21 protein-coding genes are annotated in these 21,277 nt (G+C 62.0%); 15 read left to right on the top strand and 6 right to left on the bottom strand.

What is annotated here, in order from left to right; genetic code table 11:
- Nucleotides 1–69: 69 nt before the first annotated feature.
- The 4 genes from leuC to asd all read left to right on the top strand — a co-directional run bounded on the left by leuC (nucleotide 70) and on the right by asd (nucleotide 4,560).
- On the top strand, nucleotides 70–1,494 hold the full coding sequence (leuC, locus tag ACIPOO_RS22580; protein WP_400609944.1) for a 3-isopropylmalate dehydratase large subunit: 1,425 nt from the start codon (nucleotides 70–72) through the stop codon (nucleotides 1,492–1,494).
- 10 nt (nucleotides 1,495–1,504) lie between these two features.
- Nucleotides 1,505–2,143 carry a 3-isopropylmalate dehydratase small subunit gene (gene leuD / locus ACIPOO_RS22575; protein ID WP_274130191.1) on the top strand — a complete coding sequence of 213 codons (639 nt, stop codon included), beginning with the start codon at nucleotides 1,505–1,507 and terminating at the stop codon, nucleotides 2,141–2,143.
- A 141-nt stretch (nucleotides 2,144–2,284) separates the two neighbouring features.
- A complete protein-coding gene (leuB, locus tag ACIPOO_RS22570) occupies nucleotides 2,285–3,367 on the top strand; it encodes a 3-isopropylmalate dehydrogenase (protein ID WP_400609942.1) in 1,083 nt (360 codons plus the stop codon).
- 80 nt (nucleotides 3,368–3,447) lie between these two features.
- Nucleotides 3,448–4,560, top strand: coding sequence for an aspartate-semialdehyde dehydrogenase (gene asd, locus ACIPOO_RS22565; RefSeq protein ID WP_400609940.1), 1,113 nt, complete (start codon nucleotides 3,448–3,450; stop codon nucleotides 4,558–4,560).
- Nucleotides 4,561–5,356: 796 nt separating this feature from the next.
- On the opposite strand, the gene ACIPOO_RS22560 is transcribed toward asd, so the two are convergent.
- Both ACIPOO_RS22560 and ACIPOO_RS22555 read right to left on the bottom strand, forming a co-directional pair.
- Complete coding sequence (locus tag ACIPOO_RS22560; RefSeq protein WP_274130188.1) at nucleotides 5,357–5,683, bottom strand: hypothetical protein; 327 nt, start codon at nucleotides 5,681–5,683, stop codon at nucleotides 5,357–5,359.
- 83 nt (nucleotides 5,684–5,766) lie between these two features.
- On the bottom strand, nucleotides 5,767–6,678 hold the full coding sequence (locus ACIPOO_RS22555) for a LysR substrate-binding domain-containing protein (RefSeq protein ID WP_400609938.1): 912 nt from the start codon (nucleotides 6,676–6,678) through the stop codon (nucleotides 5,767–5,769).
- 119 nt (nucleotides 6,679–6,797) lie between these two features.
- On the opposite strand from ACIPOO_RS22555, the gene ACIPOO_RS22550 reads away from it, so the two are divergent.
- The 9 genes from ACIPOO_RS22550 (at nucleotide 6,798) to pstB (ending at nucleotide 15,079) form a co-directional block, all read left to right on the top strand.
- Complete coding sequence (locus tag ACIPOO_RS22550) at nucleotides 6,798–7,922, top strand: NAD(P)/FAD-dependent oxidoreductase (RefSeq protein WP_400609936.1); 1,125 nt, start codon at nucleotides 6,798–6,800, stop codon at nucleotides 7,920–7,922.
- Nucleotides 7,912–8,253 carry a (2Fe-2S)-binding protein gene (locus tag ACIPOO_RS22545; protein WP_274130185.1) on the top strand — a complete coding sequence of 114 codons (342 nt, stop codon included), beginning with the start codon at nucleotides 7,912–7,914 and terminating at the stop codon, nucleotides 8,251–8,253. Before ACIPOO_RS22550 ends, ACIPOO_RS22545 begins: the two co-directional genes overlap by 11 nt.
- Complete coding sequence (locus tag ACIPOO_RS22540; protein ID WP_400609934.1) at nucleotides 8,246–9,670, top strand: FAD-dependent oxidoreductase; 1,425 nt, start codon at nucleotides 8,246–8,248, stop codon at nucleotides 9,668–9,670. Before ACIPOO_RS22545 ends, ACIPOO_RS22540 begins: the two co-directional genes overlap by 8 nt.
- Entirely contained in the window at nucleotides 9,667–10,023 is a 357-nt protein-coding gene (locus ACIPOO_RS22535; protein ID WP_400609932.1) for a RidA family protein, read from the top strand. The genes ACIPOO_RS22540 and ACIPOO_RS22535 overlap by 4 nt, the downstream gene beginning before the upstream one ends.
- A 133-nt stretch (nucleotides 10,024–10,156) precedes the next feature.
- Entirely contained in the window at nucleotides 10,157–10,933 is a 777-nt protein-coding gene (locus ACIPOO_RS22530; RefSeq protein WP_274130182.1) for an ABC transporter substrate-binding protein, read from the top strand.
- 406 nt (nucleotides 10,934–11,339) lie between these two features.
- Nucleotides 11,340–12,356 carry a phosphate ABC transporter substrate-binding protein PstS gene (pstS, locus tag ACIPOO_RS22525; protein WP_274130181.1) on the top strand — a complete coding sequence of 339 codons (1,017 nt, stop codon included), beginning with the start codon at nucleotides 11,340–11,342 and terminating at the stop codon, nucleotides 12,354–12,356.
- A 73-nt stretch (nucleotides 12,357–12,429) separates the two neighbouring features.
- On the top strand, nucleotides 12,430–13,425 hold the full coding sequence (pstC, locus tag ACIPOO_RS22520) for a phosphate ABC transporter permease subunit PstC (RefSeq protein WP_274130180.1): 996 nt from the start codon (nucleotides 12,430–12,432) through the stop codon (nucleotides 13,423–13,425).
- Nucleotides 13,422–14,300: a phosphate ABC transporter permease PstA gene (pstA, locus tag ACIPOO_RS22515; protein WP_274130179.1), complete on the top strand. Its 879-nt coding sequence runs from the start codon at nucleotides 13,422–13,424 to the stop codon at nucleotides 14,298–14,300. Before pstC ends, pstA begins: the two co-directional genes overlap by 4 nt.
- Nucleotides 14,300–15,079: a phosphate ABC transporter ATP-binding protein PstB gene (gene pstB, locus ACIPOO_RS22510; protein WP_274130178.1), complete on the top strand. Its 780-nt coding sequence runs from the start codon at nucleotides 14,300–14,302 to the stop codon at nucleotides 15,077–15,079. Before pstA ends, pstB begins: the two co-directional genes overlap by 1 nt.
- 262 nt (nucleotides 15,080–15,341) lie before the next feature.
- On the opposite strand, the gene ACIPOO_RS22505 is transcribed toward pstB, so the two are convergent.
- Nucleotides 15,342–16,274 (bottom strand): LysR family transcriptional regulator, encoded by a 933-nt coding sequence (locus ACIPOO_RS22505; RefSeq protein ID WP_274130176.1) that lies wholly within the window; start codon nucleotides 16,272–16,274, stop codon nucleotides 15,342–15,344.
- A gap of 757 nt (nucleotides 16,275–17,031) precedes the next feature.
- Here ACIPOO_RS22505 and ACIPOO_RS22500 point away from each other — a divergent pair.
- On the top strand, nucleotides 17,032–17,832 hold the full coding sequence (locus tag ACIPOO_RS22500; protein WP_400609928.1) for a glucose 1-dehydrogenase: 801 nt from the start codon (nucleotides 17,032–17,034) through the stop codon (nucleotides 17,830–17,832).
- A gap of 12 nt (nucleotides 17,833–17,844) precedes the next feature.
- Entirely contained in the window at nucleotides 17,845–18,054 is a 210-nt protein-coding gene (locus tag ACIPOO_RS22495; protein ID WP_400609926.1) for a DUF2945 domain-containing protein, read from the top strand.
- Nucleotides 18,055–18,066: 12 nt separating this feature from the next.
- Here ACIPOO_RS22495 and ACIPOO_RS22490 read toward each other — a convergent pair whose 3' ends face one another.
- From ACIPOO_RS22490 to ACIPOO_RS22480, 3 genes are read right to left on the bottom strand one after another with little or no spacing between them, the layout of a single operon-like run.
- Nucleotides 18,067–19,494 carry a DUF2723 domain-containing protein gene (locus ACIPOO_RS22490; RefSeq protein ID WP_400609924.1) on the bottom strand — a complete coding sequence of 476 codons (1,428 nt, stop codon included), beginning with the start codon at nucleotides 19,492–19,494 and terminating at the stop codon, nucleotides 18,067–18,069.
- A gap of 40 nt (nucleotides 19,495–19,534) precedes the next feature.
- Nucleotides 19,535–20,515: a YbhN family protein gene (locus ACIPOO_RS22485; protein WP_400609922.1), complete on the bottom strand. Its 981-nt coding sequence runs from the start codon at nucleotides 20,513–20,515 to the stop codon at nucleotides 19,535–19,537.
- On the bottom strand, nucleotides 20,512–21,258 hold the full coding sequence (locus tag ACIPOO_RS22480) for an SDR family oxidoreductase (RefSeq protein WP_400609920.1): 747 nt from the start codon (nucleotides 21,256–21,258) through the stop codon (nucleotides 20,512–20,514). Before ACIPOO_RS22480 ends, ACIPOO_RS22485 begins: the two co-directional genes overlap by 4 nt.
- Nucleotides 21,259–21,277 lie beyond the last annotated feature (19 nt).

The raw sequence follows: 21,277 nt of genomic DNA, 5'->3' as shown, positions 1-21,277 counted from the left end.
GGTTTTTAAGAGATGTCATCGAGATGTCCGACCCAAGGCATAGAAACACGCTGATGAGGAAACCGTCTGATGGCTGGCAAAACGCTCTACGACAAGCTCTGGGATTCGCATTTGGTCAAACAGCGCGACGATGGCTCGGCGCTGATCTACATCGACCGTCATATCATCCACGAAGTGACTTCGCCGCAAGCGTTTGAAGGCCTGCGTCTGGCCGGTCGCAAGCCTTGGCGCATCGACGCCAATATCGCGACCCCGGACCACAACGTACCGACCACCCCTGAGCGCAAGGGCGGCATCGAAGCCATTGCCGACCAGGTGTCGCGCCTGCAGGTCCAGACTCTGGACGACAACTGCGACGAGTACGGCATCACCGAATTCAAGATGAACGACACCCGTCAGGGCATCGTTCACGTGATCGGCCCGGAGCAGGGCGCCACCTTGCCGGGCATGACCGTGGTCTGCGGTGACTCCCACACCTCGACCCACGGCGCATTCGGCGCTCTGGCTCACGGTATCGGCACTTCCGAGGTCGAGCACGTGCTCGCCACCCAGTGCCTGGTCGCCAAGAAAATGAAAAACATGCGGGTGTTGGTCGAAGGCAAACTGCCATTCGGCGTGACTGCCAAGGACATCGTCCTGGCCATCATCGGCAAGATCGGTACTGCCGGCGGCAACGGCCATGCCATCGAATTCGCCGGCAGCGCGATCCGCGACCTGTCTGTCGAAGGCCGCATGACCATCTGCAACATGTCCATCGAGGCAGGCGCCCGCGTCGGCCTGGTGGCCACCGATGAAAAGACCATTGCCTACGTCAAGGGTCGCCCGTTCGCACCGACTGCCGAGCAGTGGGATGCAGCGGTCGAAGCCTGGAAAGACCTGGTGTCCGACGACGACGCGGTGTTCGACACCGTGGTCGAGCTCGACGCCGCCCAGATCAAGCCACAAGTGAGCTGGGGCACTTCGCCTGAAATGGTTCTGGCCGTCGATCAGAACGTGCCGGACCCTGCCAAGGAAACCGACCTGGTCAAGCGTGGCTCCATCGAGCGCGCCCTGAAGTACATGGGCCTGAGCGCCAATCAGGCGATCACCGACATCCAGCTCGATCGCGTATTCATCGGTTCCTGCACCAACTCGCGGATCGAAGACCTGCGCGCTGCGGCGGATATCGCCAAGGGCCGCAAGGTGGCTTCGACCATCAAGCAGGCGATCGTGGTGCCGGGCTCGGGCCTGGTCAAGGAACAGGCCGAGAAGGAAGGGCTGGACAAGATCTTCATCGAAGCCGGTTTCGAATGGCGTGAGCCAGGCTGCTCGATGTGCCTGGCGATGAACCCTGACCGCCTGGAGAGCGGCGAGCATTGCGCGTCGACCTCCAACCGCAACTTTGAAGGCCGTCAGGGCGCCGGTGGTCGTACCCACCTGGTGAGCCCGGCGATGGCCGCGGCGGCAGCGGTCAACGGTCGTTTCGTCGATGTTCGCACCATGAGCCAGCACTAAGGAGCCCAGCATGAAGCCATTTACCCAACACACCGGCCTGGTCGCTCCGCTGGATCGTGCCAACGTCGACACCGACCAGATCATTCCCAAGCAGTTTCTGAAGTCGATCAAGCGCACCGGTTTCGGTCCCAACCTGTTCGACGAGTGGCGTTACCTGGATGTGGGCCAGCCGTATCAGGACAACTCCAAGCGTCCGCTGAACAAGGAGTTCGTGCTCAACCACGAGCGTTATCAGGGCGCCAGCGTGCTGCTGGCCCGTGAGAACTTCGGCTGCGGTTCGAGCCGCGAGCACGCGCCGTGGGCGCTGGAAGAGTACGGTTTCCGCAGCATCATCGCGCCGAGCTACGCCGACATCTTCTTCAACAACAGCTTCAAGAACGGCCTGTTGCCGATCATCCTGAGCGAAAGCGAGGTTGACGAGCTGTTCAAGGCGGTCGAGGCGAAGGAAGGCTACCAGCTGAAGATCGACCTGCAGGCGCAGACAGTCACCGGCGAAGATGGCAAGGTGTACAGCTTCGAAGTCGACGCGTTCCGCAAGCACTGCCTGCTCAACGGCCTGGACGACATCGGCCTGACCCTGGTGGACGGCGACGCGATTGCAGCGTTCGAGGGCAAGCACCGCGCAGCACAACCCTGGCTCTTCCGCTGACGAGCAGCTTCAAGCTTTAAGCTACAAGCGGCAAGTTGTCCGTGGCGCGGCTGCTTTTTCTTGCAGCTTGCAGCTCGAAGCTTGCCGCTCCCGAGTCGGCTCCGTATATGGGGCCGACAGCAATTTTGAAACGAGAGTTTTATGAGCAAGCAGATTCTGATTCTCCCTGGTGACGGCATTGGTCCGGAAATCATGGCTGAGGCGGTCAAGGTGCTGGAACTGGCCAATGACAAGTACCAGTTGGGTTTCGAATTGAGCCACGACGTTATCGGCGGCGCTGCCATCGACAAGCATGGCGTGCCGCTGGCCGACGAGACCCTGGAGCGTGCCCGCGCTGCCGACGCCGTGCTGCTGGGCGCGGTGGGCGGCCCGAAATGGGACACCATCGAGCGTGACATCCGCCCAGAGCGCGGCCTGCTGAAGATTCGTTCGCAACTGGGCCTGTTCGCCAACCTGCGTCCGGCCATCCTGTACCCGCAACTGGCCGAGGCGTCGAGCCTGAAGCCGGAAATCGTTTCGGGCCTGGACATTCTCATCGTCCGTGAGCTGACCGGCGGTATCTACTTCGGCGCGCCACGTGGCACCCGCGAGCTGGAAAACGGCGAGCGCCAGGCTTTCGACACCCTGCCGTACAGCGAAAGCGAAATCCGCCGCATCGCCCGTGTCGGTTTCGACATGGCCCGCGTGCGTGGCAAGAAGCTGTGCTCGGTGGACAAGGCCAACGTCCTGGCTTCCAGCCAGCTGTGGCGTGAAGTGGTCGAGCAGGTCGCCAAGGACTACCCGGACGTCGAACTGAGCCACATGTACGTCGACAACGCCGCCATGCAGCTGGTCCGCGCGCCGAAGCAATTCGACGTGATGGTCACCGACAACATGTTCGGCGACATCCTGTCGGACGAAGCTTCGATGCTGACCGGTTCCATCGGTATGCTGCCATCGGCCTCGCTGGATTCGAACAACAAGGGCATGTACGAGCCTTGCCACGGTTCGGCGCCGGACATCGCGGGCAAGGGCATCGCCAACCCGCTGGCGACCATCCTCTCGGTATCGATGATGCTGCGTTACAGCTTCAATCAGCACAGCGCCGCAGACGCCATCGAGAAGGCCGTCAGCCTGGTTCTTGACCAGGGCCTGCGCACCGGTGACATCTGGTCCGAAGGCAATGCCAAAGTCGGTACGCAGGAAATGGGTGACGCCGTAGTCGCCGCGCTGCGCAATCTGTAATATCTCGGGCCCACTGCTGCAATGTCGAGCTTCGGCTCCGTGCAAGAAGGGGCCCCACTTTTAACTAAGGTGTAGTTGCGATGAAACGTGTAGGTCTGGTCGGTTGGCGCGGTATGGTTGGTTCCGTGCTCATGCAGCGCATGCTGGAAGAGCAGGATTTCGATCTCATTGAGCCGGTTTTTTTCACCACCTCCAACGTCGGCGGCCAAGGCCCGTCGGTGGGCAAGGACATTGCGCCGCTCAAGGATGCCTACAGCATCGATGAGCTCAAGACCCTTGACGTGGTACTGACCTGCCAGGGCGGCGACTACACCAATGAGGTGTTCCCCAAGCTGCGTGAAGCGGGCTGGCAGGGTTACTGGATCGACGCGGCTTCTTCCCTGCGCATGCAGGACGACGCGGTCATCATCCTCGATCCGGTCAACCGCAAGGTCATCGACCAGCAACTGGACACCGGCACCAAGAACTTCATCGGCGGCAACTGCACCGTCAGCCTGATGCTGATGGGCCTGGGCGGCCTGTTCGAAGCCGGTCTGGTCGAGTGGATGAACGTCATGACCTACCAGGCGGCATCCGGTGCCGGTGCGCAGAACATGCGTGAACTGATCAAGCAGATGGGCGCGATCAATGCGTCGGTGGCCGACGATCTGGCCAACCCGGCCAGCGCCATCCTGGACATCGACCGCAAGGTGGCCGAAGCCATGCGCGGCGACAGCTTCCCGACCGAAAACTTCGGCGTGCCGCTGGCCGGCAGCCTGATCCCGTGGATCGACAAGGAACTGCCGAACGGCCAGAGCCGCGAAGAGTGGAAAGGCCAGGCGGAAACCAACAAGATCCTGGGCCGCTTCAAGAGCCCGATCCCGGTGGACGGCATCTGCGTGCGCATCGGCGCCATGCGTTGCCACAGCCAGGCGCTGACCATCAAGCTGAACAAAGACGTGCCGATCACTGACATCGAAGGGCTGATCAGCCAGCACAACCCGTGGGTCAAGCTGGTGCCGAACACCCGTGAAGCCAGCATCCAGGAACTGAGCCCGACCTCGGTGACCGGCACGCTGAACATTCCGGTGGGTCGTCTGCGCAAGCTGAACATGGGTTCGCAGTACCTGGGCGCGTTCACCGTGGGTGACCAGCTGCTGTGGGGCGCGGCCGAACCGCTGCGCCGCATGCTGCGTATCCTGCTGGAGCGTTGATTCGCAAGGTTTGATGCCTAAACAGAAAAACCGCCCTCAGGGGCGGTTTTTTGTTTTCACGCCTCCACTCCGGCGCCACTCGGGGGCATGCCATGATGGGCCATCCATGCCCAGGACTGGTACGGATGTAGTCACCTCAACCCTGTAGTAGCGCGCTTGCCGCGATAGCGTCCACAAGATCACCGACGCCGGCAAGCCGGACTGCTACGGATGACGTGTACCGGTCTTGTAGGAGCGCGCTTGCCCGCGACGGCGTCCTCAAGACCACCGACGCCAGCAAGCCGAACTGCTACGGATGTGGCTGACCTCACCCCTGTAGGAGTGAGCTTGCTCGCGATGACGCCTTTGAGATCGCTCCCGCCGGCAAGCCGTGCTGCTACGGGGCGGTGTACAACCAAAGATTTTGATCTTGCTTCTGATCTTGGTGCGCGATGGTGCAGGCGACACAGAACGCGACGTTAAGGCGCCAGGCCGAGCGCAGGCGTCGTGCAGGGGGATGAGCGGCAGGGATGCCGCTAGCCGTGCTGGCCATGGACGGCGCTCAGATGGACGGGATGGCGTGCCCCCGGAACGGCGCCGGAGTCAAGGGAAGTCCGAAGGACCCCAGCCTGTCGCAGGGCTTTTTTGGTTACTTTTTCAGCTCTTGGAAAAAGTGACCCGCCGTAAGGGCGGAAGGCACACTTCGCACCTCAGACACTACTGGATATACACTCGACAGAGCGTCACCCAACAACGCGGAGCGTCCAGAGCGCCGTTCCCACGCAGAGCGTGGGAACCAGCCTCGTGGCAAGCCGCTTTACTTGGCACCACTCCCACCACCCGAACCCGAGCTACCACCCGCACCACCGCCACTACCACCCATCCCGTTGCCATTACTCATCCCGCCACCCTGGCTGGTGCTGCCATTAGTGCCGTTATTCCCGCCCATGCCCTTGGTCCCAGGCGTGGAAGTCTTCGGTGAAGTCGTCGAGCCGTCAGTGTTCTGCCCCATGCTCGAACTCCCGGTACGCGGACTGTTGTTGTCCACCGGATCAGTAGGGCCGGTTGAGCCTGCGAATGCAGAACCCGCCGCAACACTCAGCAGGCCGGCAAGGGTCAAGGCAGTCAGTTTTTTGGTGATCATGATGTGAATCCCTTTTTGGTCATGGATACACATTGGTCTAACGTTCCCGCCCAGACGTGCAGTCATACCGACAGACGGTCAGCTCACGCCGTGAAGCGGTACGCCTTTGGCACATGACGCTCGATGAACGCCTGGGTGTGCTCCAGAAACGCCGTATGCAGCTTGGACACCGGACCGTGAACCGGCAGCAGCATCGCGAAATCCATCTCGATGGCAGGCTCGAACGGCTTGAACACGATGCCGTCGCCACGGTAATTCACGGCGCTCAGGGCATCGACCAGGGCAACCCCGAGCCCATGCTCGACGAACTCGCACATCGGTTGCGACAACTGGGTTTCCAGACGCAGTTCGCGCTCGACGCCATGGGCGGCGAAGATCGTGTCGATCTGCTGGCGCGAGCCGATGGAGTGGGGATAGGAGATGAACGCCTCGCCGCGCAGGTCTTCGGGCACGATCACCGGCTTCTCGCACAGCGAGTGGGAAGCGGGCAGGGCGCACAGCATGCGGGTGGCGATCAACTGTTCCGAGCGCGGGCTGGGGTAGGTGTTGGGCAGCACGATGATGCCCAGGTCGCAGCGCTGGCCGACCATCAGCTCGATCACCTGCGCCGAAGAGTGGACGACCAGGGAAACGTGCACCCCCTCGTGTTCGGCCATGAACGAGGCAATGACGCGGGGCATGAAGATCAGGCCCATGGCCGGGGCGCAGGCAATGTGCAACGAACCGCGCTTGAGGCTGCGGATGTCCTGGGCAGTGCGGGCGATGCGTTCCACGCCGATCAGTGAGCGCTGCACTTCCTGGTACAGCGTCAAGGCCTCCGGTGTGGGCTGCAGCCGGCCCTTGACCCGGTCGAACAGCTCGAAGCCGATGTCCGCTTCAAGGCTTGCGATCAGTCGTGTCGCGGCGGGTTGCGAGATGTGCAGCATCTCGGCTGCACGAGTGACGGTCTGACCGAGAATCACTGCACGAAAAGCTTCCAGCTGTCGTAGATTCATCCTGAATTCCATAACAAAAGAACATGACCGGCAGACAATAAAGCATTTTTCACGCCATTGTCTGGCCACTAGGATCGGTGGTGTCGGAATTCACAGCCAGGCAGGCCGGGTAGTTGAAGATGGACAAGACAGATGTAATTGTCGTCGGTGGCGGTTTGGTGGGTATGTCCATTGCGTATGGACTGGCACTGGCCGGACGCCGCGTCACCGTGCTTGACGAAGGTGATGACGCATTGCGCGCCGCCCGTGGCAACTTTGGCCTGCTCTGGGTTCAGGGCAAGGGCTATCGCAACAGCCTGTATGCCAGCTGGACCCGTCAATCCGTGGCACTTTGGCCGCGTCTGAATGAACTGCTCCACGCTGACACCGGCATCGACCTGCACCTGCGTCAGCCTGGCGGCTTCCAGTTGTGCATGGACGATGCCGAGCTTGCCGAAGAAACCCGTCGCCTGAACTGGTTGCGCGATGCCTTTGGCGGCGACTATCCCTTCGAATTGCTGGACCCCGCACAGTTGAAGAAGCGCCTGCCCGGTGTCGGACCGGGTGTCGTGGGCGCCTGCTATTCGCCCATGGATGGCCACGTCAACCCGCTCAAACTGCTGCGCGCATTATATGTAGCGTGCCGCGCCCGTGGCGTGGTCATCGTCAATGGCCAGAGCGTGAACGCCATCGACCAGTGCGTTAACGGGTTCGAAGTGCGCACCGCCGAACATCGCTTCAATGCCGAATACCTGGTGCTCGCAGCGGGGCTGGGCAACCGCCAGCTGGGCGCGATGCTCGGCATGGAGGTGCCGGTGCGGCCCAATCGCGGGCAGATCCTGGTTACCGAACGCTTGCAGCCGTTCCTGCAGTACCCCACCACATACGTACGCCAGACTGACGAGGGCACGGTGCAACTGGGCGACTCGCTGGAGGCCACCGGCTTCGATGACCGCACCAGCAGCCCGGTAATGGCCGAGATCGCGGCCCGCGCCGTCAAATGCTTCCCGCGCCTTGAAAACGTCAGGATGGTCCGGGCCTGGGGCGCGTTGCGCGTGCTCAGCGCCGATGGCTACCCGATCTACGAAGCGGCCCATGACAGCCCCGGCGCGTTCGTCGTGACCTGCCATAGCGGCGTGACCCTGGCCGCCGCTCACGCCTTGCGACTGGCGCCGTGGATCGCAGGCGAGCTTGACGAGCCGGCCATCGCACCCTTCAACCTGGCCCGGTTCAAGGATTTACGCGAGGTGCGCTATGCCCACTGACGCCTTGTTTCGCCGTATGCAGCAGAGCGGACGGCAGGTGCGCATCGAATTCGAAGGCCGGTCGTTGAACGTCCCGGCGGACGTCTCGCTGGCCGCCGCGTTGCTGCTCCACGACGTCGGCCACACCCGCGAAAGCGCGGTCAACGGCAGGCCCGGCGCGCCCTATTGCATGATGGGCGTGTGTTTCGAATGCCTGATGGAGGTCGACGGTCAGGCCAACGCACAGGCCTGTCTGATTGAAGTGGCGGACGGCATGTCGGTCCGTCGTCAGCGTGGGGCGCGGGATCTGATGATCGATCCGCAGCCGGACCAGGAGGTGGTCGATGAGTGATTCACGGGTGGACCTTATCGTCATCGGCGCAGGCCCTGCCGGCATAAGCGCGGCACTCGAGGCCGCAGCCCAGGGGCTCAAGGTGATATTGCTCGATGAGCAACGCCAGCCCGGCGGACAGATCTATCGCAATGTCGGGCAGGCCGACGAGCGCAGCCGCAAGATACTCGGCGCGGACTACAGGGCCGGCAAGCAGCTGGTACAGGCATTGCTCGCCAGTGAGGTGCGCTACGTGCCCAATGCCGCAGTGTGGCAGGTGACGGACGAGCATCGGGTGCATGTGCTGCTCAATGGCAATGCCCGGGTGCTGCAAGGTCGCCAGATCCTGATCGCCACCGGCGCCATGGAGCGGCCCATGCCCATCCCCGGCTGGACCTTGCCTGGCGTGATGACCGCAGGCGCCGGGCAGATTCTCTTGAAAAGCGCGGCCATGGTGCCCCAGGGGCCCGTGGTGCTGGCGGGCTGCGGACCGTTGCTGTATTTGCTGGCGGTGCAGTACTTGCGCGCCGGGATTCACATCGAAGCCCTGGTCGACACCAGTGGCCGCCGCGAAGCCTTAAGGCACGGCCGGCAACTGCGCGCAGCACTGGCCGGCTGGCCGGATCTGCTCAAAGGCGTTTCGTTGCTGGCCAGGCTCAAGTGGGCGGGCGTGCAGCATTACCGCGCTGCGCGCAACTTGCGGATAGAGGGCGAACGGCGCGCCGAGGCGCTGAGCTTCGACAGCGAAGGGCAGTCGCACAAGGTCTGGGCCTCGCTGATTCTGCTGCATCAGGGCGTGGTGCCCAATACCCAGATCAGCCAGTCCCTGCGCGCTGAACACGCCTGGGACGAGCAGCAGCTGTGTTGGGTCGCTCGCCGTGACAGCTGGGGCGAAACCAGCGTTTCCGGGATTTTCATTGCCGGTGATGGCGCAGCGATTGGCGGTGCGAAGGCGGCTGCGAGCCAGGGGCGTCTGGCGGCGCTGGCCATCGCTCATCGCCTGCACAGGCTCGATGAACTGAAGCTGACCTCACTCGCCCAGCCCTGGCAGCGGCGGCTGCGCCGACAAATCGCGGCGCGCCCGTTGATCGATGCCCTGTATCGCCCGCAGTCGCCGAACCGCATCCCCGAGGACGACACCATCGTCTGTCGCTGCGAAGAAGTCAGCGCAGGCGCGATTCGCAGCTACGTCGACCTCGGCTGCCTGGGGCCCAATCAGACCAAGGCCTTCGGCCGCTGCGGCATGGGCCCTTGCCAGGGCCGGCAGTGCGGGCTGAGCGTCACCGAGATCATCGCCGAGCACCGCAAGGTCGCTGCCGGCCAAGTGGGTTACTACCGCATTCGTCCCCCTCTGAAACCCATCACCCTGGGCCAGATGGCGGGCGAGCGTGAGTTCGATCTGTCTGTTTTTTCACCCTTGAAAAGGATTCCGTCATGAGCACCCCGATTCAACGCATCGAAAGCAATCCACGCCTGAGCCGCAGCGTGGTGCACAACGGCGTGGCTTACCTGGCCGGCATCGTCGCCGCCGATTGCACCCAGGACATTCGTGGCCAGACCCGTCAGGTGCTGGCACGTGTCGACGAGCTGCTGGCGGCCTCTGGCAGCGACAAGAGCCGCCTGCTCAGCGTGCAGATCTGGATGAAAGACATGACCGCCGATTTCGCCGGCATGAATGAAACCTGGAGCGCCTGGGTCGATGCCATCCAGACCCCGGCACGGGCGACCTGCCAGGTGCAGTTCGACGACCCTGAAATTCTCGTGGAGATCATCGTCACCGCGGCGCTTTAAGCGTTGCAGGGCAGGGCGTCGTCCTTCGGGAATCAAGAACGCCCGCCCACCGTTCACATTGCTGCTGCCATAACGGGCGCTGTCCTGAATCCCGGGGCGTGCCCGACCTGAACAACATCGTTTGGAGCTTTGCATGAACATCAAGACCCTCATTGGTACCCTGAGCCTGGCCTCTGTGCTGGCCTTCAACGCCCATGCCGCTGACGCCCCTCTGAAGCTGGGGATCGAGGCTGCTTACCCGCCATTCGCCTCCAAGACCGCCGACAACCAGATCGTGGGCTTCGACTACGACATCGGCCAGGCCCTCTGCGCCGAGATGAAGGTGAAGTGCGAGTGGAAGGAAAACGAGTTCGACGGGCTGATCCCGGCGCTCAAGGTGAAGAAGGTCGATGCGATCATCTCTTCGATGTCGATCACCCCTGAGCGGATGAAATCGGTGGACTTCACCAACCGCTACTACCGCATTCCGGCGCGTCTGGTGGTGCGCAAGGACAGCGGCATCACCGAGGTTCCTGCCCAGCTCAAAGGCCTGCGCATCGGCGTGCAGCGCTCCACCAACTTCGAGCGCTACGTGACCGACAAATTCGTTCCCGCCGGTGCCACCATCGTCAGCTACGCCTCCCAGAGCGAAGTGTTCCTGGACCTGCTGGGCGGGCGCATCGACGCCACCATGGCAAGCTCGGTGGCTATCGACGAAGCGCTGCTGAAGAAGCCTGAAGGCAAGGACTACACCTTCGTGGGACCTGCGTTCACCGAAGAACAGTATTTCGGCACCGGCATTGGCGTGGCCGTGCGCAAGGGCGATCCGTTGCAGGAGCGCTTCAACCAGGCCCTGGCCAGCATCCGTGCCAACGGCACCTACGCGAAGATCGAGAAAAAGTACTTCGATTTCGATATTTACGGGGAGTGAGGCAGGGGGCTTTCCACGCTCGATCAGCTTCGCTGCAAAACTTCGACACACTTAAGCGGAAACGAGGTGTTCGTCAAATGACGGTGAATCTCCTGCAAGCCCCGCCAGCCGTGGCTTGCAAGAAACATAACTGTCATAAACAGGCGAAAAATCACCTCTGAAATGCCCACTGGATGACGAAATGTGGCGCATTGCTATTAATTTCTCGAAAACTAGACAACCCCCGGTTTCTCCAATGAAACCGGGGGTTTTGCGTTTACAGGCTGTAGGAAATTGCCTACGAAAATCTCCAGATTTGGCGGTCTGTCCCCGGACTGTCATCAAACAGAAATGTTTCGGGTTTTAAATCTGCATCGGGTCTTCAAGTGCGACCACAAATACACATTCTCTTTGTTGAGGTATTGCCGTGAATCTGCTGACAAAAACACGCCTGTCACTCCTGCTGGCTTCGATGGCCCTGTCCGGAATGGCACACGCTACGGACGTCACTGGTGCTGGTTCGAGCTTCGTGTTCCCAGTCATCTCCAAATGGGCGACCGAGTACAGCGCAAAATCCGGCAACAAGGTGAACTATCAGTCGATCGGTTCGGGCGGCGGTATCGCTCAGATCAAGGCAGCCACCGTTGACTTCGGTGCCTCCGACGCCCCTCTGAAAGCTGAAGACCTGCAGGCCAGTGGCCTGGGTCAGTTCCCAAGCGTCATCGGCGGTATCGTTCCAGTGATCAACGTTGAAGGCGTTGAAACCGGCAAGCTGGAACTGAGCGGCAAAGTCCTGGCTGACATCTTCCAGGGCAAAATCACCAAGTGGAACGATCCAGCGATCGTTGCGCTGAACAAGGGCCTGAAGCTGCCAGAAACCGCGATCACCGTGGTTCACCGTTCGGACGGTTCGGGTACTTCGTTCAACTTCACCAACTACCTGAGCAAAGTCAGCCCTGACTGGAAAGCAGGTCCTGGCGAAGGTTCGGCCGTTCAATGGCCAGTCGGTGTGGGTGGCAAGGGTAACGAAGGTGTGGCTGCTTACGTGAAGCAGATCAAAGGTTCGATCGGCTACGTCGAATTCGCCTACGCCAAGACCAACAACATCTCCTACGCCAAGCTGGAAAACGCTGCCGGCAAGACCGTCGAGCCTAGCGCCAAATCGTTCGCCGCTGCTGCTGCCACCGCTGACTGGGCAAGCGCCAAGGACTTCAACCTGATCATGACCAACGCCCCGGGCGCTGAAGCATGGCCAATCACTGCGACTACCTGGATCATCATGTACAAGCAGCCGAAGAAGGCTGAAGAAAGCAAGGCTGCTTTCGACTTCTTCAAATGGTCCCTGGAAAACGGTCAGGCTCACGCCGAGTCGCTGGAATACGTACCACTGCCTAAAGAGCTGGTCGCCAAGATCGAAACCTACTGGAAGTCCGAGTTCAAATAAGAACTCGACGTTATCCGGCTTGCCCCTGTCACCGAGCGCTCGGTGACAGGGTTTCCTTTCGAGTGGACCCACCATGACTGAAAACACCCAATATATGTCCGCTGTCATTCCGGATGCGATTTCCGAGAGCGAAAAACGCGCGGCCCGCGATCACCGACACGACGCCTGGTTCAGGCGCACGATGATGGGAGCGGCTCTGTTGGTGCTGCTGTTGCTGGCGAGCATCGCCGGCTCGACACTCTGGGGCGGAGCCCTGGCGTTCAAGACTTTTGGTTTCGAATTTCTTACCAGTACTGAATGGGATGCGGTCAACGGCCACTTTGGCGCGTTGGTTCCGATCTACGGCACCTTGGTGACATCCTTTCTCGCGCTGCTGATCGCGGTTCCCGTGAGTTTCGGCATCGCGATTTTTCTGACTGAAGTGGCGCCGCCGTGGTTGCGGATGCCGATTGCCTCTGCCGTCGAACTGCTGGCAGGCATTCCTTCGATCATCTACGGCATGTGGGGCCTGTTCGTGTTCGGTCCGTTCATGGCGGCCTACCTGGCTCCGTGGATCAACGACAATCTGGGCGCACTGCCTCTGATCGGCCCGGTCTTCCAGGGCCCGCCCCTGGGTATCGGCATGCTGACCGCCGGTATCGTGCTGGCGATCATGATCATCCCGTTCATCACCTCGGTCATGACCGAAGTGTTCCGCACCGTTCCGGTGGCTCTGAAAGAGTCTGCCTACGCTCTGGGCGGCACCACCTGGGAAGTGGTCTGGGACATCGTCCTGCCGTATACCCGCACAGCGGTGGTCGGCGGTATCTTCCTGGGTCTGGGTCGTGCTCTGGGTGAAACCATGGCGGTGACCTTCGTTCTGGGTAACGCCCACAACTTCTCAGCGTCGCTGATGATGCCAAGCAGCTCGATTGCTTCGGTGATCGCCAACGAATTCAGCGAGGCCTACACCGACCTGCATCGTTCCTCGCTGATCGCCCTGGGCTTCCTGCTGTTTGTCGTCACCTTCATCGTGCTGGCAATTGCCCGTCTGATGCTGTCTCGTCTGTCGCGCAAGGAGGGTGTATGAGCAAGGTCGATAACGAAAACCTGTACCGGATGCGCGCGCTGAAAAACAAGCTCGCGATGGTGTTGAGCTGCGGCGCGACCCTGTTCGGCCTGCTGTGGCTGGTGTGGATCCTGATCACTACCATCGTCAACGGTTTCCAGGCACTGAACCTGCGCCTGTTCACCGATATGACCCCGCCACCGGGCTCTGAGGGGGGGCTGGCCAACGCCTTTTACGGCAGCATCCTGATGTCCGGCATTGGCCTGTTGATCGGCACGCCTATCGGCCTGATGGCCGGCATCTGGCTGGCCGAGTTCGCTCGCCACACCAAGCTGGGTAACGCGGTTCGCTTCATCAACGACATTCTGCTGTCGGCGCCGTCCATCGTGCTGGGCCTGTTTGTCTACACTGCGGTGATCCTGCCGGTCAGTGCCTTGACCAACCACCAGGTCGGCTTCTCGGCATTCGCCGGTGCCCTGGCCCTGGCCCTGCTGGTGATCCCGGTCGTGGTGCGTACCACTGATGAAATGCTGCAACTGCAACCGGCGACCATGCGTGAAGCCGCGCTGGCGCTGGGCGTACCGCAGTGGAAACTGACCCTGCAGATCGTCCTGCGTGCCGCACGTGCCGGCGTCGTGACCGGTATCCTGCTGGCCCTGGCCCGCATCACCGGCGAAACCGCACCGCTGCTGTTCACGGCATTCGGTAACCAGTTCTGGAGCGGCAACCTGCTCAAGCCGATCGCCAGCATTCCGGTCGTGATCTTCCAGTACGCCATGAGTCCGTTCGATGACTGGCATTCCCTGGCGTGGGCCGGTGCCTTGATCATGACTTTGTTTGTACTGGTGCTGAGCCTCAGCTCCCGTCTCCTTCTTTTGCGCAATAGGGCGTCCTGATGAACAACCTCTCTCTGGCCGACGAAAAAACCAAAATCCAGGTACGCAACCTCGACTTCTACTACAACGGCCACCAGTCGTTGAAGTCCATCAACATGAACATCCCCGAGAAGCGCATCACTGCGATCATCGGGCCTTCGGGTTGCGGCAAGTCGACCATGCTGCGTGTATTCAACCGCATCTACTCGATGTACCCGAAACTGGAAGCCAAGGGCGAAGTGTTGCTCAACGGCGAAAACATCCTGGCCCCTGGCTACTCGATGAACCGCCTGCGCAGCCACGTCGGCATGGTGTTCCAGAAGCCGGTGCCGTTCCCGATGTCGATCTACGACAACATCTCGTACGCAGTGAAGCACCACGAGAAGCTGTCCCGTCGCGAGATGGAAGAGCGCGTGGAAGAAGCCCTGCGTGGCGCGGCGTTGTGGGATGAAGTCAAGGACAAGCTCAAGCAGAGCGCCCAGAGCCTGTCCGGCGGTCAGCAGCAGCGTCTGTGCATCGCCCGCACCATCGCCCTGCGTCCGCAGGTGTTGCTGCTGGACGAGCCGACCTCGGCCCTCGACCCGATCTCCACCGGTCGTATCGAGCAGTTGATCACCGAGCTCAAAGAGCAGTTCACCGTGGTCATCGTGACGCACAACATGCAACAGGCCGCCCGTTGCTCGGACTACACCGCGTTCATGTTCCTGGGTGAACTGATCGAACACGGCGACACCGACACCATCTTCACCAAGCCGACCAAGACCCAGACCGAAGACTACATCACCGGTCGTTTCGGTTAAGGCCGAACCCCAGCGACGGCAAGGACGCCGTCACCTGTAGCAGCCGGGCTTGCCCGCGGGACGATCATGATGACGACCCCGCTGGCAAGCTTTTTTGCTATTGGGACGGGTCCTGTGCGAGGTTGCCTGACCTGGATCTGTGGGAGCGGGCTTGCCCGCGAAGGTGGTGGATGGACCACCACCAAATCGTCAGTGCGGACGTATTCGCGGGCAAGCCCGCTCCCACAGATTATTGACCTTGCCGCCGGATTCCATGACTGGCTCAACCCAACGGGACAGGGGGCACGGTGCTGTGGTCGCCCATGAACTGTTCCAGCCGCTTGCGCAGCCAGCGCTCGGCAGGGTCGGTGTCCATCACGCTCAGCCAGACCATCGACAACTCCAGGTTCGGCGTGATGAACGGCAACGGCTCGCCCTTCAGCAATCCCGTCTTGTTCATCGCCAGGGTCAGGTGATCCGGCAGGTTGCACAACAGATCCGTCCCCTCCATCAACGCCGGCAACGTGCTGTATTGCGGCACCGACAGCACCGCCGTGCGCTTGCGTCCGATCGCTGCCAGCCATTCATCGGCGAAGCTTGAGATGTTCGCCACATGGGACACCACCACGTGGGGGCGCGAGCAGTATTCATCGAGAGTCAAGGGTTCGGGAGACTTGTCCGCCCGCACCACCATCGGCGCCACCGTGCGCAGTAGCTTGCGCTTGGCGTTTGCGGGCAATTCGCGGGTCAGGCAGACGCCCACCGTGATCTCGCCGGACATCAGCAATTCCGAGATATTCCAGTAGTTGACCTGCTTGATGACGATGACGATTCCCGGCGCCTCCTGGCGAATCGCCCGTAGCAGGGGCGGCAGCAGGCTGTATTCGACGTCATCGGACAGGCCGATGCGGAAGGTCATGTCGCTGCTGGCCGGATCGAAATCCCGGGTCAGGCTCAGGGCCACGGACATTGCGTCCAGCGCTGGCGAGAGGTGATTGATGATCTCGTTGGCGCGGGCCGTGGGTTCCATGCGATGGCCAACGCGGATGAACAGCGGGTCATTGAACAGTGCGCGCAGGCGATTGAGTGCAGCGCTGATGGTGGGTTGGCCGAGAAACAGTTTCTCGGCGGCACGGGTGACGTTGCGCTCCTGCATCAAGGTTTCGAACACCACCATCAGGTTGATATCGGCCTTGCGCAGTTCATTGCGATTCATAAAACGTCCCCGTTGCCGGCCGGTTTTTCAGCAGAACCGGCGAAATGATGGGTGACAGTTTATGGAGGGCGGTCTGCTGGCGTCCAGTCTGGGGTTGTGAACCCGCCGGTTTGATGATCGTATGATCGTTCCCACGCTCTGCGTGGTAACGGCTGTCTTGACGCTCCGCGTCTTGGGGTGATGCGCGGATGAGGCGCATATCCGTTCGCGGCGGTGATGCTGATTCACCTTTGCGCCCTTACGGCGCGTTACTTTGTTTCGGCAAAGTAACCAAACCATTTGCGACAGGCTGGGCCCGACTGCGTCGGGTTCCCTCGACTCCGGCGCCGTTCCGGGGGCACGCCGTCCCGTCCATCTGAGCGCCGTCCATGGCCAGCACGGCTAGCGGCTTCCTGCCGCTCATCCCCCTCCACGACGCCTGCGCTCGGCCTGGCGCCTTAACGTCGCGTTCGGCGGCGCCTGTGCCATCGCGCATGAAGATCAAAAGCCAGATCAAAATCAAAAGCACACCACCGTCCCGTAGCAGCACGGCTTGCCGGCGGGAGCGTACGCAAAATCGCCCCGCCGGCAAGCCGTATTGCTGCGGGTGTGTCACCTAGATCCTGTAGGAGCGCGCTTGGTCTGGGCCGCATTCGGACGATGGCAGCCGTAAGATCGCCCCCACCGCCAAGCCGAGCCGCGACGGTGGGAGTTTTCTGAACTTAGGTTGAGCGCCATCAGTCAGCATCTACACGCTCATCACAAGGCTGAATACCCCATGCAGATTTCCTTGAAGGGCCAGGTCGCGCTGGTCACTGGTGCCAGTTCCGGGCTTGGCGCGGCGGCGGCGAAGGGGCTGGCGGACTCCGGTGCGGCGGTGGTGGTGAATTTCCATTCCCAGGCCGGGCCTGCTGAAAAGCTCGTCGATGAAATTCGCGCAGCCGGTGGCCAGGCGATTGCCGTGGGCGCCGATGTCTCGAAGGAAGAGGAGGTCGAGGAGCTCTTCGAGAAAACCATCGAGGCATTCGGCAGGCTCGACATCCTGCTGGCCAATTCCGGCCTGCAACAGGACGCCGCCATCGACCAGATGACCCTGGAACAATGGAACACGGTCATCAACGTCAACCTCACCGGCCAGTTCCTCTGCGCCCGCGCGGCCTTGCGCCAGTTCGCCACGCAAGAGATCCGCCCCGACATTTCCCGCGCCCTGGGCAAGATCATCCACATGAGTTCAGTGCATCAGGTCATCCCCTGGGCCGGTCACGTCAACTATGCGGCGTCCAAGGGCGGGGTGGATCTGCTGATGCGCAGCATCGCTCAGGAAGTCGGCGAGCGGCGCATCCGCGTCAACAGCATCGCACCGGGCGCCATCCGCACGGCGATCAACACCAAGGCCACCTCTGGCGACGCTGAGAACAAGCTGCTCAAGCTGATCCCCTATGGCCGGGTCGGCGAGCCCGAGGATGTTGCCAACGCGGTGGTCTGGCTCGCCAGCGATGCCTCGGACTACATACACGGCGCAACCTTGTTCATTGACGGCGGCATGAGCCTCTACCCAGGCTTTCGCGACAACGGTTGAAGGAGCAGCATCATGAGTCACGCATTCAAGAAGGGCGACCACGTGCGGTGGAATTCCGATGTCGGGCATGTGCTGGGCGTCGTCACCCGGGTGATCACCCACGACGTCGAATTCATGGGCCGCCAGCGTCACGCCTCTAAAGAGCAGCCGCAGTACGAAGTCAAAAGCGACAAGACCGGCCACCTGGCGATGCACAAGGAGGAGGCGCTGGAGAAGGTCTGACCGGCGCGGTGTTCAGCGCGCCCGCAACTCAAACCCCACCGCCATCGCCTGCAGGTCGAACCTGTCCGCGACCCCTGCGCAGTAGCTGGTGCGGGCCAGGTAGGCGCCCGGGCCCTTGAGGTAGGCGTCGATGTTGGCGACTTCTTCGCACAGTTCGAAGGTGCGGTCTTTGAGCAAGCCGCTGGCCTGGGCCGAGCGCAGTGCGCCGTTGGGGGTCCAGTCGGCGATGATGAGGGCGCCCTGGGGGGCGGATTTTTCGTAGCTCATGACGAACTGTTCGGCGGAGCGATCCGGCAGGTAGGGGGCCATGAAGTAATGAATGTCGTCCCTGAACGGCAGTGCCTCCTTGTGGGTGGGCAGTCCGATCAGGCCGCTGGCATACACCGCGAACACGCTGAGGATCACCGCGGGTGCGCCGAGGGGCGAGGCGTTGAGCAGCGGCGTGGCGCGGCGTGGCAGCAGGGCGTGCAATTGCATCACGCCGATGATGCTGAGCAGTACCGCGCCGGGCAGGAAGAAGGTGAAGCGGTCGGTGACGTTGTAGGACACCGCAAACACGAAGTTCATCATCGCCGCCACCCACAGCAGCCGCAGTTTCGGATTGCGCGGGAGCAGCACCAGCCCGAGCACCTGCGGGCCGAGCAGGGAGAGCAATAGCAGGCCGACGGAGTTCTTCTCGTGCCACATGTCGTCGAAGCGGAACAGCGAACCCTGCCAGCTCTGTTCGGTGGTCTTGTCGGGGATGCCGATCAGGTAACGGTGGCCGATGTCGATCAGGCCCAGACCGTTTTGCAGCTCATGATAGATGCCGGGGAAGGCCACGCTGAAGCCCAGGGCAAAGCCGGGCAGGGTGATGAGCGTTCGAGCCTTGTATTGCCAGACCAGTTGTACGTAGAGCGGGAACAGCACGATGAAAGTGAGCTGATGAATCGCCCCGGCCAGCCCCGTGAGCATGCCGATCAGAAACAGCCTGGGCAGCACACCAAACCGCGACTGCGGGTCCAGGTGCAGCATGTAGGCCAGCGTCACCAGCAAGGTGTGCAGCAGGTACACCTCGGCCTTGGTCGATACCCAGAACACGCAGTGGCAGAGGATTGCGGCGGCGGCGCAGAGCAGGGCGATCTGCGGGTTGGCGCCGGCGTTCTTCGCCAGCCGGTAGACGGCCCAGGCCAGCGGAATCAGCAGCAACGAGTTCATGAAGCTGAGCAACAGCGGCCCGAACGCCGAGAACAGCGCCGTGGTGACGAACAGGTACAGCGGATGATCCAGCGGCCCCAGGGTCTGGCTGAAGTAGTTGCCCTGGGACGCGTCAGCGAGAAACATGCCGTTGTCCATCCACTGGATCGGCCCGCTGGACGCATGAAAACTGGCGAGGATCGCGCCGATCACCAGTAACAGCGGTATCACCACCGACGCCCGCATCCTGACTTCTGCCACCATAAAATGCACTCCTGTCCCTGTTCGCGCGTTGTTGTGAAGGTTATCGAGCGGCCTGCGGTTCGGGCGCGGTTGCGCCTTTGAGCCGCAGCAGCATCACGGCGCCGATGGCCACGGCGAACCACAGCGTGGCCAGGCGAATCAGTACGGTGGCAGCCACGGCGTCGGCGCCGTTCATGCCCTTGTAGACCAGCAGCCCGACCATCACCGCTTCCGCGCCACCCAGCCCGCCGGGCATGAAACTCACCGCCCCTGCGAGCATCGCCAGGGCGTAGACGAACACTGCGAAGGTGAGCTCGATGTCAGCGCCCATCCATTGCAGAATCCAGTGAAAGGCCACGGCCTCGGCACTCCAGGCCACCACGCTGAGCAGCGTCAGGCCAAGCATCAAATGAAGGCGATGGCATTGCTGGGCGTGCCCCAGCACTTGCAGCAGATGGCGCAGCAGGCTGGTCACCTTGCCGCCTTCGACGGGGATCATCAGGGTCAGCCGAGCCAGCAGCCGACGCTGGGACAGCACCAGTAATCCGATCATCACCAAAGCGACACCCACCACGATCATCGGCATCGCCTCCGGGTACAGCGACAGGCCGAACAGGGTCAGCAGCACCACGGCGAACAGATCCGACAGCCGCTCGCTGAAAAACGCAGCAAAGCTCTGCGGCCAAGGCATGCCCCAGCGTTTGAGCAGCACCCCGCGCAGGGCTTCGCCGGCCTTGCCGGGGGTGGTGGTCAGGGCGAACCCGGCCAGATAAATGCTCAGGCTCGGCCGCCACGGCATGGGGTGGCCCAACACCTTGAGGTAGCACTGCCAGCGCAGGAACCGCAAACCGTAGTTGATGCCCGACATCGCCAGCGCGATGACGATGCCCAGCAGCCCGACTTTCCCCACCGCCGCGCCCACTGCCTGCCAGCCGCCCCACAGGGAAAAACCCAGGTAGCCCAGGGCCGAGCCCACCACGGACAGGATCACCGCCCGATAGCGCCAGCCCGACAAATGCAGCGCGGCGGGTTCGCTGCTCACAGGTTCAGCCTCTTGAACACCGGCTGCGGGATCGAGCGGATGACCAACATGATCAGCCCCCAGAAACCCGGCGCGTACAGGGTCGGGACCTTGTTGGCGATGCCCTTGACGATGCGTTGGGCGACCTGCGCCGGCTGTGCCAGGAGGGCCGCGGGCAGCGACAGGCCCTGGGTCATGGGCGTGTCGACGAAGCCTGGCTTGATGGTGGTCACGTGGACGCCGACCTTGAACAGGCGCGCCTGCAGGCCTTCGCAATAGGTTGAAACCGCCGCCTTCGCGCTGCCGTAGAGGTAGTTGGAAGGACGTCCGCGATCGGCGGCCACCGACGAGATGATCGCCAGGCTGCCGCAACGCTGGGTCTCGAACTGGTTGGCCAGGGAGGTCAGCAGCGCGATCACCGAGGTGCCGTTGTTGGCGAACTCGCGCAGGGCCAGATCGACGTCGCGCTCGCAGGCTTTCTGGTCGGGCAGGGTGCCGTGGGCGATCAGCGCGATATCGATCTGCCCCAATGCCGTCAGGCAGCGCCCCAGCATCAGGGGGTGCGCCTGGATGTCGGTGGCGTCCATCTCATGCAGGGTGACGTTCTTCGCCCCCCGGGACTTGAGGTCGGCGGCGGTCTGCTGGAGCTTGTCGACGTTGCGCGCCACCAGGAAGAAATCGCTGCCTTCGCTGGCCCAGAGGCGGGCGCAGGCGCTGGCGATGGCCGAGGTGGCACCGATGATCAAGACTTTCTTGGTGTTCAATCCATTCGCTCCTTCATGA

This window comes from Pseudomonas sp. NPDC090201, from assembly GCF_044746825.1.
Classification (GTDB): domain Bacteria; phylum Pseudomonadota; class Gammaproteobacteria; order Pseudomonadales; family Pseudomonadaceae; genus Aquipseudomonas; species Aquipseudomonas putida_AD.
Note: the sequence above shows the minus strand (reverse complement) of the source record. Positions and strands in the feature narration are given on the sequence as shown.